Raw genomic sequence first — 13052 nt, 5'->3', positions numbered from 1 at the left:
CCAGGAGTGACGACGCAGCGGGGATGGGCACGACGGCTGGCCGGGTACGCCTGGCGGTACCCGAAGGACGTCGTGCTCGCGCTGGGGGCCTCGCTCGCCGGTATGGCCGTCATGGCCCTCGTCCCGCTGATCACCAAGGTGATCATCGACGACGTCGTCGGCGACCACAGCCGTGACATGGCCCCCTGGGCCGGCGCGCTCATCGGCGCCGGGATCCTCGTCTACGTCCTCACCTACATCCGCCGCTATTACGGCGGCCGGCTCGCGCTCGACGTCCAGCACGACCTGCGTACGGACATGTACGAGACGATCGTGCGGCTCGACGGCCGACGCCAGGACGAGCTGTCGACCGGGCAGGTCGTCGGCCGCGCCACCAGCGACCTCCAGCTCATCCAGGGCCTGCTCTTCATGCTCCCGATGACGGTCGGGAACGTCCTGCTCTTCCTGATCTCGCTGGGGATCATGGCCTGGCTGTCGCCCCCGCTCACCCTGGTCGCCCTGGCCGTCGCCCCCGCCATCTGGTTCATCGCCAGGCGCAGCCGCTCCAGGCTCCACCCGGCGACCTGGTACGCGCAGGCGCAGGCCGCCGCGGTGGCCGGGGTCGTCGACGGCTCGGTCAGCGGCGTACGGGTGGTGAAGGGCTTCGGGCAGGAGGACCAGGAGACCGGGAAGCTCCGTGAGATCGGCCGCCGGCTCTTCGCGGGCCGGATGCGCACCATCCGCCTCAACTCCAAGTACACCCCCGCCCTCCAGGCGGTCCCGGCCCTCGGCCAGGTCGCCATGCTGGCGCTCGGCGGCTGGCTCGCGGTGAAGGGCCAGGTCACCCTCGGTACGTTCGTGGCCTTCTCCTCCTACCTCGCCCAGCTCGTCGGGCCCGTGCGGATGCTCGCCATGGTCCTCACGGTCGGCCAGCAGGCACGGGCCGGCGCCGAGCGCGTCCTGGAGCTGATCGACACCCGCCCGTCGATGGAGGACGGCACGAAGACCCTCCCCGCCGACGTGCCCGCGACCGTCGAGTTCGACCAGGTGTCCTTCGCCTACGACGACGCCCGCCCGGTCCTGGACGGACTCAGCTTCGAAATCCGCTCCGGTGAGACCCTCGCGGTCGTCGGCTCGTCCGGCTCGGGCAAGTCCACGGTCTCCCTGCTCCTGCCCCGCTTCTACGACGTGACCGGGGGCGCGGTCCTCATCGGCGGCCTCGACGTCCGTGAGCTGACCCTCGACTCGCTCCGGGCCGCCATCGGGCTCGTCCCGGAGGACTCCTTCCTCTTCTCGGACACCGTCGCCGCCAACATCGCGTACGGGCGTCCCGAGGCCACCCAGGAGGAGATCGAGACGGCGGCCCGCGCCGCCCAGGCGGACCGCTTCATCGACGCCCTGCCCGACGGCTACGGCACGAAGGTCGGCGAGCACGGACTCACCCTCTCCGGCGGCCAGCGCCAGCGCGTCGCGCTCGCCCGCGCCATCCTCACCGACCCGCGCCTGCTGGTCCTCGACGACGCCACCTCGGCGGTCGACGCCGGGGTCGAGCACGAGATCCACGAGGCCCTGCGCGGTGTCATGGCGGGCCGCACGACCCTCCTCATCGCCCACCGGCGCTCCACCCTGAACCTCGCCGACCGCATCGCCGTCCTGGACGGCGGCCGGCTCGCCGACATCGGCACCCACGAGGAACTGACCGAGCGCTCGCCGCTCTACCGCCGGCTGCTGACCGACCCGGACGAGCTGGGCGGGGCCTCACCCGGCCGCACCCAGCCGGTGTATCCGACGGAGGACACGTCCGTACGGGACGAGCTGGACGCCGAGTTCGACGCCGAGCGGGGTGTCACCCCGCACCTGTGGACCGGTGACCGTGAGCCCAAGGACACCGCGCTGTCCGGCACGCCCGCGACCCCCGAACTCCTCGCCCAGGTCGACGCGTTGCCGCCCGCCACCGACACCCCCGCCATCGACGAGGCACGCGCGGTCGCGGCGGAGGACTCGTACGGGCTGCGGCGGCTGCTGCGGGGCTTCGGGCTGCCGCTCCTGATCAGCCTCGGCCTGGTCGCCGTCGACGCGGGCATGGGCCTGCTGCTGCCCGTGCTGATCCGGCACGGCATCGACGAGGGCGTCTCGCAGCTGGCGCTCGGCGGGGTGTGGGCGGCCTCGGGGATCGCCCTGGTCAGCGTGTTCGTCCAGTGGGCGGCGCAGATCGGCGAGACCCGGATGACGGGACGCACCGGCGAACGGGTCCTGTACTCGCTCCGGTTGAAGATCTTCGCGCAGCTCCAGCGGCTCGGACTCGACTACTACGAGCGCGAGCTGACCGGCCGGATCATGACCCGGATGACGACGGACGTGGACGCGCTGTCCAGCTTCCTGCAGACCGGCCTGGTCACCGCCTTCGTCTCCGTCGTCACCTTCTTCGGCATCATGGCCGCCCTGCTGGTGATCGACGTGCAGCTCGCCCTGATCGTCTTCCTGACGCTGCCGCCGCTGATCGTCGGCACGTTCTTCTTCCGCCGGTCCAGCGTGAAGGCGTACGAACTGGCCCGTGAGCGGGTGTCCGTGGTGAACGCGGACCTCCAGGAGTCGGTGTCCGGGCTGCGGATCCTCCAGGCGTTCCGCCGCGAGGGGGCCGGCGGCAGGCGCTTCGCGGAGGGCAGCGACAGCTACCGCCAGGCGCGGATCCGCGGGCAGTGGCTGATCTCGGTCTACTTCCCGTTCGTACAGCTGCTGTCCTCGGTGGCCGCCGTCTCGGTGCTCGTCGTGGGCGCCGGGCGGGTCGACGCGGGCACCCTCACCACGGGCGCGCTGGTGGCGTACCTCCTCTACATCGACCTGTTCTTCGCCCCGGTGCAGCAGCTCTCGCAGGTCTTCGACGGCTACCAGCAGGCGACCGTCTCCCTCGGCCGGATCCAGGAGCTGCTGCGGGAACCGACGTCGACGAAGGCCGCCGAGGAGCCGCTGGAGGTGCTGTCCCTGCGGGGCGAGATCGCCTTCGAGGACGTGGACTTCGCGTACGGGCCCGCCGACGAGGCGGAGGAGGCGCTCAGCGGGGTGCGGCTGAGCATCCCCGCCGGGCAGACCGTCGCGTTCGTCGGTGAGACCGGCGCGGGCAAGTCCACGCTGGTCAAACTGGTGGCCCGGTTCTACGACCCCACCGGCGGCCGGGTCACGGTCGACGGCACCGACCTGCGCTCGCTCGACCTGACCTCCTACCGGCACCGGCTCGGTGTCGTCCCGCAGGAGGCGTACCTCTTCCAGGGCACCGTCCGGGACGCCATCGCGTACGGCAGGCCGCACGCCACGGACGCCGAGGTGGAGGCGGCGGCCCGCGCGGTCGGCGCGCACGACATGATCGCCACGCTGGACGGCGGCTACCTCCACGAGGTCGCCGAGCGCGGCCGCAACCTCTCCGCAGGCCAGCGCCAGCTGATCGCGCTGGCCCGCGCCGAACTGGTCGACCCGGACATCCTGCTGCTCGACGAGGCCACGGCCGCGCTCGACCTGGCCACCGAGGCCCAGGTCAACCAGGCCACCGACCGCATCGCGGGCCGCCGCACGACGTTGGTCGTGGCCCACCGGCTGACCACGGCAGCGCGGGCCGACCGGGTCGTGGTGATGGCCGACGGGCGGGTCGCGGAGGACGGCACGCACGCCGAACTGCTCGCGCGGGGCGGCCGGTACGCGCGGCTGTGGCGGACGTTCGTGGGGGAGCCGGACCCGGTCGGCACGGCCACCTGACCGCCGGCGCCGGCCGGCGTCCCGAACCCGCAGAAAAGCCGCAACCGGTGGGTAGGGCAACCTCATGCCGTACGTCATGCGTCCGTTCAGCAGTACGTACATCGGCATCGGTCCTTCCATCGGCATCGGTGCGTGCGTCGGTACGTACTCGGTACGCCCATCGCTGCGGCCTTGGAGGGACACCAGTGGACAAGGGCGCGATACGCCGACGCCTGGCGCTCGGCACGGCCGTGCTGACCGCGTCCGGGCTGCTGGCGCTCGGGGTCCCGGCGGGTGACGCGTCGGCGGCGGCGCTGTGCTCCGGGCGGAAGGTGCGCACGCTGGCCTTCTCCACCGGTCACGTGGACGTCCACAAGGCGCGCGGCTACGTGTGCGCGGTGACCTACCCCAAGAAGGTGGGCGCCCGCCGCCACATGATGGTGAGCGTCCAGGCCCGCGGGAGCGAACGCGTGCCGAACGCGGGCCGGTTCACGAGGTACGCGGGTCCGGTACGGGTGCACGCGGGCCACCGCTGCGTACGGATCCAGGGCGCCGTCGGCTCGGGGTCGGTCGCGACGGGCTGGATCCTCTGCTGAGCGGCCCAGTCATGTGATCTTCGTACCTTCCTGACCGAAATGCCCCTCGCGCCCCCCGGCCTGCCCTGGTGTGACGGCTGTTGCTCCGCTAGGTTCCGGCGGACATCTGCGTATTCAGGGGAGAACGCATGCGCAAAACGCTCAGATGGCTGTTGTCTCTCACGGTGCTCATAGGCACTGTGAGCACGGCCGGGGCGGCCACCGCCGCCCAGCCGGACGCCACCGGCTCCACGACCGGCTCCATCACCGGCCTCAGCGCCGGTTCCGGTCTTGTCACGGACGAGACCGCGGACATCAAGGACCGGCTCCTCGCGATCCCGGGCATGAGCCTGATCGAGGAGAAGCCCTACACCGGCTACCGCTTCTTCGTCCTCAACTACACCCAGCCGGTCGACCACCGGCACCCGTCCAAGGGCACCTTCCAGCAGCGCATCACCGTGCTGCACAAGGACACCGCCCGCCCGACGGTCTTCTACACCGGCGGCTACAACGTCTCCACGACGCCGAGCCGCCGCGAGCCGACCCAGATCGTGGACGGCAACCAGATCTCGATGGAGTACCGCTACTTCACTCCGTCCCGGCCGCAGCCGGCGGACTGGTCGAAGCTCGACATCTGGCAGGCGGCCAGCGACCAGCACCGCATCTTCACGGCCCTCAAGCCGGTCTACGACAAGAAGTGGGTCTCCACCGGCGGTTCGAAGGGCGGCATGACCGCCACGTACTTCGAGCGCTTCTACCCGCGTGACATGGACGGCGTCGTCGCGTACGTCGCCCCCAACGACGTGGTGAACAAGGAGGACTCGGCGTACGACCGGTTCTTCGCGCAGGTCGGCACCGAGGAGTGCCGCACCCGGCTGAACGCGGTCCAGCGCGAGGCGCTCGTCCGCCGTGCGCCGCTGGAGGCGAAGTACAAGGAGCTGGCCGCCGCCGAGGGATACACCTTCACCACCATCGGCAGCCTGGACCGGGCGTACGAGGCGGTCGTCCTCGACTACGTGTGGGGCTTCTGGCAGTACAGCCTCCTCGCGGACTGCGACACGATCCCGGCGGACGCGAAGAACGCGACGGACGACGAGATCTGGACGTCGATCGACACGATCTCCGGCTTCTCGGCCTACACGGACCAGGGCCTGGAGCCGTACACGCCGTACTACTACCAGGCGGGCACACAGCTCGGCGCGCCGACGATCGCCTTCCCGCACATCGAGAAGAAGTACGTCCGCTACGGCTACCAGCCGCCGCGCAACTTCGTGCCGCGCGACATCTCGATGAAGTTCCAGCAGGGCGTGATGCGTGACGTCGACAGCTGGGTCAAGCGCAACGCGAACCACATGCTGTTCGTGTACGGGCAGAACGACCCGTGGGGCGCCGAGCCGTTCCACCTGGGCAAGGGCGCCCGTGACTCGTACGTCTTCACGGCCCCGGGCCTGAACCACGGTGCCAATGTCGCGGGCCTCGTCCCCGAGCAGAAGGCGCTCGCCACGGCGCGCATCCTGCAGTGGGCGGGCGTCGCCCCGGCCGCGGTCCAGGCGGACCCGCAGAAGGCGAAGCCGCTGGCGAAGTACGACGCGAAGCTGGACAAGCGCACGGTCGAGCGCCGGCTCCGTCCGTAACGAACCCGGCCGCACCGCGCCTACGGAACCTGCTCAAACCTGCTCAAACCTGCTGAGCCGCGCCCGTCCGTCGAGCCCCCGGGCTACAACGGGCGGGCGCAGCCCACGGGTTTCGGTCCGCCGAGTTCGACGTACAGCTGGGTCGACGCGGGGCAGTCGGAGCGCTTCTCCACGGCCTCGGTCACCCGGTACTCCGGGGCCTTGCCGCCCTTGCCCGCGCAGGGCGTCTCGCGCACCTCGCCCTTGCCCGCGCCGTGGACGCAGTCGCCGACGATGGTGCGGGGGCCTCCGCCGCCGCCCGGGTCGCCGGGGTGCGGGGCCTCCAGGTTGCGCATACAGGCGTAGCCCTGCGGGACCGCGCCGTCGCCGTCCTCGTCGGCGGAGGGCCGCTGCTCGCTGATGTGCAGCACGAAGTCCGTGGTGGCGGGGCAGGGCGGGCCCTCGCCCACCTTGCCGTCGTGCCGCGCCACGACCCGCGCCGCCGCCCGCTCACTGCCGCACGGCACCTCGGTGAACGACCCGCGCCCGAACGAGCTGCACTCGTCGATGCCGAGAAACACCACTCCGTACCCCGAGGCCCGGGTCGGCGCCGCCGTCGTCTCCCGCGAGCCGCCGCCCTCGTCGGACCCCGACGACCCCAGGCACCCCGCGAGCGCCACCACCGTCACCACCGCCACCGACGCCAGCGTCAGGGCCCGCGGCGCACCCGTGCCTCGTGGACTCGTGACCTGTGCGCACACGCTTCGTACGTCGCGCATGACACCCCCGATCCCCCCGCCCAGCGTGACCCGCCACGGCGGGCCCCGCCAGACATGCGGGGTGCTTTGCGCAACTCGGGGGCGGTGCGCCGGGTGTGTGCCGTAGGCCGGGTACGCCGACGCCATGACCGGTGACTAGTAGGTCAGGCCGTGCCCCACGGGGTACAGCACCCGCGTCGGGTCGTCCGCGCGCTGTACCGGTACCGGCAGCCTGCCGTTCGGGCGGGCCCGCCCGGCCAGTACCCGTACCGCGGCGCGCAGTTCGACGTCCGTCCAGGAGTACGCCGCCAAGTAGGTCCGCACGTCGGGGAGCTGGGCCACGTCGTACGGGTTGCGCAGGGCCAGCGCGATCACCGGGCGGCCCGTCGCGAGCAGTTGGCCGACGAGGGCGCGCTGGCTGGAGGACGCGGTGACGTTGTACGTCCCCACGAGCACCGCGTCCGCCTCGCCCGCCGCCGCGACGGCCCGCGCGATGACCGCGGCGGAGGGCGCCGTGCCCGTGGACAGCGCGGTCGCGGTGAACCCCAGCTCGCCCAGCGCGTCCGCCAGGACGGTCGTGGGCGGTCCCGTGGTGCCGGACGGCGAGGCCGGATCGGCGCCGACGACGAGCACCTTGCGGTGCGTACGACGGGAGAGGGGCAGCAGGCGTTCGGAGTCGACCAGCAGGGTCGTCGTGCGCTCGGCGACGCGGTCGGCGGCCTTCAGATGAGCGGGGATCCCGACGTCACGGTCCACGTCCCGCCGGGTGACGTACGGGTCCTTCAGCAGCCCCAGCTTCGCCTTCAGGCGCAGGACGCGCAGGATCGACTCGTCGAGGCGGGCCTGGGTCAGCTCGCCGCCGCGGACGGCCTGGAGGACCGCGTTCCAGGCGACGTCCAGGTTCGGCGGGTTGAGGAGCTGGTCGACACCGGCCTTCAGGGCGAGTACGGGCACCCGGTCGTCGCCGTACTTCGTGCGGACGCCCTCCATGCCGAGCGAGTCCGTCACCACGACCCCGTCGTAGCCGAGCCGTTCGCGCAGGATGCCGGTGAGGATCGGGTGCGAGAGGGTGGCCGGGTCGCCGGCCGGGTCGAGCGCCGGGACCATGATGTGCGCGGTCATGATCGAGTCGATGCCGGCGGCGACGGCGGCCCGGAACGGGGGCGCGTCCAGCTCCTCCCACTGCGCCTCGGTGTGCTCGATGACCGGGAACCCGTAGTGGCTGTCGGTCTCGGTGTCGCCGTGCCCCGGGAAGTGCTTGGCGGTGGCCGCGACCCCGGCGCCCTGGTAGCCCTTCACCTGGGCGGCGACCAGGCCCGCCACGGCCTGCGGGTCGGAGCCGAAGGACCGTACGCCGATGACCGGGTTGGCCGGGTTCACGTTCACGTCGGCGACCGGCGCGTAGTCCTGCCGGATGCCCAGGGCGCGCAGCTCGGTGCCGCCGATCCGGGCGGCGGTGCGGGCGTCGGTGCGCGAACCGCCCGCGCCCAGGGCCATCGCGCCCGGGAGGAGCGTCGCGGGTGCGCCCACGCGGGCGACGATGCCGTGCTCCTGGTCGGTGGAGATGAGCACGGGCAGACCGCGGGGCCGGTCCAGGGAGGCCCGCTGGATGCCGTTGCTCAGGTCGGCGATCTGGTGCGGGTCACGGGTGTTGTGCGCCCAGGTGAAGTAGATGATCCCGCCGACGTGGTACTTCGCGATCAGCTCGGCGGCCGTCCGTACGCCGATCTCCGCGAGGTTGGCGTCGATGTCGGCCTGGTCGGGCGCGGTCGCGGAGTGCCCGTACACCCGCATCACGAAGAGCTGCCCGACCTTCTCCTCAAGGGTCATCCGGGAGATGAGGGCGCGGAGCTTCTTGTCGCCGTGCGGTGCGGGGGAGCCCTGGTCGGCCAGTGCGGGGGCGGCGCCGGCGACGACGGCCGCCGCGCCCGCGGTCGCCGCGAGCAGCGTACGTCTGGAGGTGTGCACGTGCGCTCCTTCCGGAGGGGGCCCGGGGGCCCGTGGAGGGGCGAGCATGAAGGAAACTGCCAAGGAGTCACGGATATCCGGGAAATTTCTGCCAGTCAAGAGCCCGGACGGACGACGTCGTGGGTGCGGGGCCGCGGGGCGAGGGGCCGTCACCGGCGCTGTTGGAGGGGGCGCGTCGGTGACGGCGTGCTGCCGGCCGCAGGCGGCGGAGAGGGTGGTCAGCGATCGCAGCCAGCAGCGAGGCCGACACCGCACTGCGGAGACTCGTCCGACAGCATGCGAATTGGACGGGGGTTGGCTGGGATGGGTTCCCCGGATTCCGGCGATTCCCGGAAATCGGTACGAGGTTGAACGGAAGCGCGTACCGGGACCCGAGGTGCATGTCCTCGGGTCGGGCAGCGGGTATTTCTCCGCGGCCGACGCCGCGCAGGGGGCGCCCCGTCAGGGGCGCGGGGAACTGCGCGCCGAGCCACGACGGGCCCGCGCGTATCCGACGAGCTCGCGTGCACCCGGCGTCCCGCGCGTCCCCTACGCCGCGTCGTTGAGCAGCCGGGACAGATAGTCGTGGCCCTCGCCCAGCAGCCCCTCCAGCGGCGCGGCCGACTCGTACCAGCGCTTCTCGTACTCCCAGCACAGCCAGCCGTCCCAGCTCTCGCGGGAGAGCAGGTCGACGCAGTCGGTGAGGGGCAGGACGCCCGCGCCGAGCGGCAGCGGAGTGGTGTCGTCCGCCGAGGCGATGTCCTTGACCTGGACGTAGCCGAGGAACGGGGCGAGCGCCGCGTAGCTGGCCGAGGGCTGCTCCCCGCCGCGCCAGGTGTGCATGACGTCCCAGAGGGAGCCGACCTGGCGGTGGCCGACGAGGCCGAGGACGCGGATCGCGTCGGCGCCGGTCCGGTGCGAGTCGTGGGTCTCCAGCAGGATCCGTACGCCGAGGTCGGCCGCGTACTCGGCGGCCGTGCCCAGCCGCCGGGCGGCCGTCGCGTCGCCCTCCTCGGGGCTCTGGTCGTCACCGGCGCCGGGGAAGACCCGGACAAAGGGTGCGCCCAGGTCCCGGGCCAGGTCGAGGAGTTCGCGCAGGTCGGCGATGACCGGCTCGTCGTCGCCCGGCGCGGCCACCCGGGTGTACCCGGCCACTGCCAGGATCTCGACGCCCGCCGTCTTGAACTCGGCGGCGACGTCGGCGCGTGCGGTGAGGCCGAGCCCGGTGTTCACCGGTTCCTCGGGATGCGCGCGCAGCTCGACGCCGTGGTAGCCGTGGGTGGTGGCGAGCCGCAGCACGTCACTGATCGGGAGTCCGGGTACACCGAGGGTGGAGAAGGCCAGTTTCACGGAGTCGCACCTTCGCTGTCGATTTCCGGTCGGACGGTCGGTGTCTTGCGATCTTGTGGGCCTACGGACCTACGGGCCTACGGGCCATGGAAGCTGAAGCGGACCCTACCCGCCGATCGCGTTCTCTCACCTCTGCTCCCACTCGCGCTCCCACCCGCGCTCACTCCGGTGAGCCGTGCAGGTCCAGACGCCAGTCCTGCCCGACGAGATCGGCGCCGAAGGAACGGTGCGGTTTCTCGTCGAGGAGGACGAACCCCTGCCGCTGGTAGATGTGGCGGGCCGCGGTGAGGACGTCGTTCGTCCACAGGACCAGCTCCCGGTAGCCGACCTCCCTGGCGAACGCGACGCAGGCGCTCACCAGCCGGCCGCCGACGCCGAGGCTGCGCGCGTCCGGCTCGACGAGCAGCAGGCGCAGCCGGGCGGCGCCGGGAGCCTCGTCCCGTACGCACATCACGCAGCCCACCGGACGCCCGTCCAGCTCCGCGATCCACACCCGCTCCAGATGCGGGTCGTGGTCCTCGGCGAAGTCGGCGACGATCCGGGCGACCAGGCCCTCGTAGTCCGTGTTCCAGCCGTACTCGGCGGTGTAGAGCGCCGCGTTGCGCTGCACGATCCAGCCCAGGTCGCCCGGTCCGGGCTCGCGCAGCAGGACGTCCTCGCGGCGCGGCGGGCGGCGCCGCGAGTCGGAGAGGATCGCGCGGATGTCGCGCATCGCCCCGACGAGCCGGGGCCGGTCCTCGGGCGGCACGGTCGACAGGAGCGAGCCGACCGAGTCCCGCGAGCGCTCGTCCAGCAGGCCGGCGGTCTCCCGGCCGCGGACGGTGAGGGTGACCGTGCGGCGCCGGGTGTCCTTCTCGGACGGCGCCCGCTCGATCAGGCCGTCCTTCTCGAACTTGGCCAGCAGCCTGCTCAAGTACCCGGAGTCCAGGGAGAGTTCGACGCGGAGGTCGGCGGTGTCGGTACGGGGGGAGTGGGCGAGCTCGTACAGCAGGCGGGACTCGGTGAGCGTGTACGGCGCGTGGAGGTGGCGGCTGTAGTCGAGCGCGCCGATGAGGTTCGTGTAGAAGCGGTTGAAGGCACGGATCTCCTGAACGGACATGACTCCTGGCACCTGCCTCGCGGGGTGGACGACGGTTCGGCTCTCGTGGATGACTGACTCAGTCAGGGATTATGCCGCTGCGGCCGGCGTCTGGCACGGGTCTTGCCGGACACGGGTTCCGCCGGTTGCCGGAACGGCGGCACGGATAGCCTTCCGGGGTGCTGCAGTACGACGAACTGACGCGTCCGGAACGTGCCGTCTGGGACGCCTTCCCCGAGGGGCGGCTCGTGGACCTGCGCGGCGACGACCCCGAGGAGCAGGACGTCCGCCGGGGGCAGGAGTGGGGGCCCGAGCGCACCGTCCGCGCGGAGGTGCTGGCCGCCCTGCTGCTGGGGGTGAACCCCGCCCCGCCGGGGGCCGTCGCGTCGCTGCGCCTCACGGGAGCGCGGGTGACCGGCGCCCTCGACCTCGCGGGCGCGGACCTCGCCCACACGGTCCGGCTCGACGTCTGCCGCTTCGAGGAGCCGGTGGGGCTGCGCGGGTGCGCCACGCGGTCGTTCCGGATGGCCGGGTGCTGGATACCGGGCGTCGACGCGACGATGGCCCGGATCGAGGGCCGGCTAGATCTGCAGGGAACCACCGTGGAGGGTTCCTGGGTCTCGCTCATCAACACCCACATCTCCGGCGAACTGGCCCTGAACGGGGCCACCTTGTCCACCGACGGCGAGTGGGCGCTGTTCGCGGGCGGGCTGGTCATCGAAGGCGCGGTCTTCTGCCGCGGTCTGACGACCAGGGGAGGGCTGCGGCTGCTGGGCGCGCAGTTGTCCGGCGGCCTGTTCCTGGCCGGGGCGCGGCTGACGAACCCGCGGGGGGAGGCGCTGCTCGCCGACTCGGCGACGGTGTCGACCCTGGAGCTGACCGACGGGTTCAGCACGACCGGCGCGGTCCGGCTGCGCTCGGCGCACGTCACCAGCCGGCTGTCGCTGCGGGGCGCGGCGCTCGGCGAACCGGGGGCCTCGCTCGACCTTGCCCGTGCGCAGGTGACGGAGCTCGACTTCACGCCGGCGGTGGCGCCGCCCGGGGGCTTCGACCTGCGCAGCGTCCGGGTGGAGGTCCTGCGCGACAACGAGGTGAGCCGGACGGCGAGCCTGCGGCTGGACGGGCTGACGTACGGCTCCCTGCACGCGAACGACCTGCACGAGGCGCCGTCGGCGGCCCGGCGGGTGGCGTGGATACGCCGCTCGCCCGGTTACAGCCCGCAGCCGTACGAGCAACTGGCCGGCTGGTACCGGCTGGTGGGGCATGACGACGACGCCCGGCTGGTGCTGCTGGAGAAGCAGCGCCATCGGCGGAGTACGTTGCGGCCGGTCGCGCGGATCTGGGGGCGGGTGTTCGACGCGGTGGTCGGTTACGGGTATCGGCCCTGGCGGGCGGGGGGTTGGCTGATCCTGCTGTCACTGATCGGGACGACGGTCTTCGCGACGCACACCCCCACGCCGGACCAGGAGGGCGAGGGCCCTCGCTTCAGCGCGCCGGCGTACACGCTGGACCTGCTGATCCCGATCGGCGGCTTCGGCCAGCGGGAGGCGTGGCACTGGGAGGACGCGGGGGTGATGTGGCTGTCGTACGGCTTGATCGCGGCGGGGTGGTTGCTGACGACGGCGGTGGTGGCGGGCATAACCCGCTCCTTGAACAAGAGCTGACCCCTGCGGGGCTTGGGCAGGTTTTTGGGTGCGGCTCGGTGGGGGTTGGGTGCGCAGTTCCCCGCGCCCCTGGGTAGGTGGGGGTTCGGCGCCGCTGTTGGGTGCGGGCCCACTGTGGCTGGTCGCGCAGTTCCCCGCGCCCCTGGGTGGGTGGGGGGTGAGGTTCGATGGTGGGTGCGGGTGCGTTGTGGTTGAGCGCGCCGTTCCTCGCGCCCCTGACTGGTGGGGGCTCGGGCCGGTTGTTCGGTGTAGGGGGTGTGGCGGGATGTGTGGCCGCAGCGTACGACGACTCCCACCCACCCTTGCGAACGTGGTCGGGCCGACGCGTTTCCGGCTGCGGACGCATGTCCCGACACGCCCCC

Annotated in this window: 8 protein-coding genes; 4 read left to right on the top strand and 4 right to left on the bottom strand. The window is 72.2% G+C overall.

Going from position 1 to position 13052, the window contains the following annotated elements; translation table 11 throughout:
• Positions 1-6: 6 nt before the first annotated feature.
• The 3 genes from ACLVWQ_RS27915 (at position 7) to ACLVWQ_RS27905 (ending at position 5914) form a co-directional block, all read left to right on the top strand.
• Positions 7-3726 (top strand): ABC transporter ATP-binding protein, encoded by a 3720-nt coding sequence (locus ACLVWQ_RS27915; protein ID WP_414111962.1) that lies wholly within the window; start codon positions 7-9, stop codon positions 3724-3726.
• Between the two features lie 185 nt (positions 3727-3911).
• On the top strand, positions 3912-4301 hold the full coding sequence (locus tag ACLVWQ_RS27910) for a hypothetical protein (protein WP_414111961.1): 390 nt from the start codon (positions 3912-3914) through the stop codon (positions 4299-4301).
• A 128-nt stretch (positions 4302-4429) separates the two neighbouring features.
• Entirely contained in the window at positions 4430-5914 is a 1485-nt protein-coding gene (locus ACLVWQ_RS27905) for a S28 family serine protease (RefSeq protein ID WP_414111960.1), read from the top strand.
• Positions 5915-5997: 83 nt separating this feature from the next.
• On the opposite strand, the gene ACLVWQ_RS27900 is transcribed toward ACLVWQ_RS27905, so the two are convergent.
• The 4 genes from ACLVWQ_RS27900 to ACLVWQ_RS27885 form a co-directional block, all read right to left on the bottom strand.
• Positions 5998-6672, bottom strand: a complete 675-nt coding sequence (locus ACLVWQ_RS27900; RefSeq protein WP_414111959.1) for a hypothetical protein — start codon at positions 6670-6672, stop codon at positions 5998-6000.
• 135 nt (positions 6673-6807) lie between these two features.
• The gene (locus ACLVWQ_RS27895; RefSeq protein WP_414112014.1) at positions 6808-8667 is read right to left on the bottom strand and encodes a glycoside hydrolase family 3 protein; all 1860 of its coding nucleotides are present in this window, start codon (positions 8665-8667) and stop codon (positions 6808-6810) included.
• Positions 8668-9147: 480 nt separating this feature from the next.
• Complete coding sequence (locus ACLVWQ_RS27890) at positions 9148-9948, bottom strand: sugar phosphate isomerase/epimerase family protein (protein WP_414111958.1); 801 nt, start codon at positions 9946-9948, stop codon at positions 9148-9150.
• A 160-nt stretch (positions 9949-10108) separates the two neighbouring features.
• Positions 10109-11047: a GNAT family N-acetyltransferase gene (locus tag ACLVWQ_RS27885; protein ID WP_414111957.1), complete on the bottom strand. Its 939-nt coding sequence runs from the start codon at positions 11045-11047 to the stop codon at positions 10109-10111.
• Between the two features lie 158 nt (positions 11048-11205).
• Here ACLVWQ_RS27885 and ACLVWQ_RS27880 point away from each other — a divergent pair, with 158 nt between their 5' ends.
• Entirely contained in the window at positions 11206-12690 is a 1485-nt protein-coding gene (locus ACLVWQ_RS27880; protein WP_414111956.1) for an oxidoreductase, read from the top strand.
• Positions 12691-13052: the final 362 nt, after the last annotated feature.

The sequence above is a fragment of the Streptomyces sp. CWNU-52B genome (genome assembly GCF_047444975.1).
Lineage (GTDB): Bacteria > Actinomycetota > Actinomycetes > Streptomycetales > Streptomycetaceae > Streptomyces.
The sequence above is the reverse complement of the archived record's forward strand: the minus strand, read 5'-3'. Positions and strand labels throughout refer to the sequence as shown.

What these genes read in the sequence shown, in the direction of transcription:
- ACLVWQ_RS27905 (WP_414111960.1), top strand. Translation starts at nt 4,430, where the DNA reads ATGCGCAAAACGCTCAGATGGCTGTTGTCTCTCACGGTGCTCATAGGC.
- ACLVWQ_RS27900 (WP_414111959.1), bottom strand. Translation starts at nt 6,672, where the DNA reads ATGCGCGACGTACGAAGCGTGTGCGCACAGGTCACGAGTCCACGAGGC.
- ACLVWQ_RS27895 (WP_414112014.1), bottom strand. Translation starts at nt 8,667, where the DNA reads ATGCTCGCCCCTCCACGGGCCCCCGGGCCCCCTCCGGAAGGAGCGCAC.
- ACLVWQ_RS27885 (WP_414111957.1), bottom strand. Translation starts at nt 11,047, where the DNA reads ATGTCCGTTCAGGAGATCCGTGCCTTCAACCGCTTCTACACGAACCTC.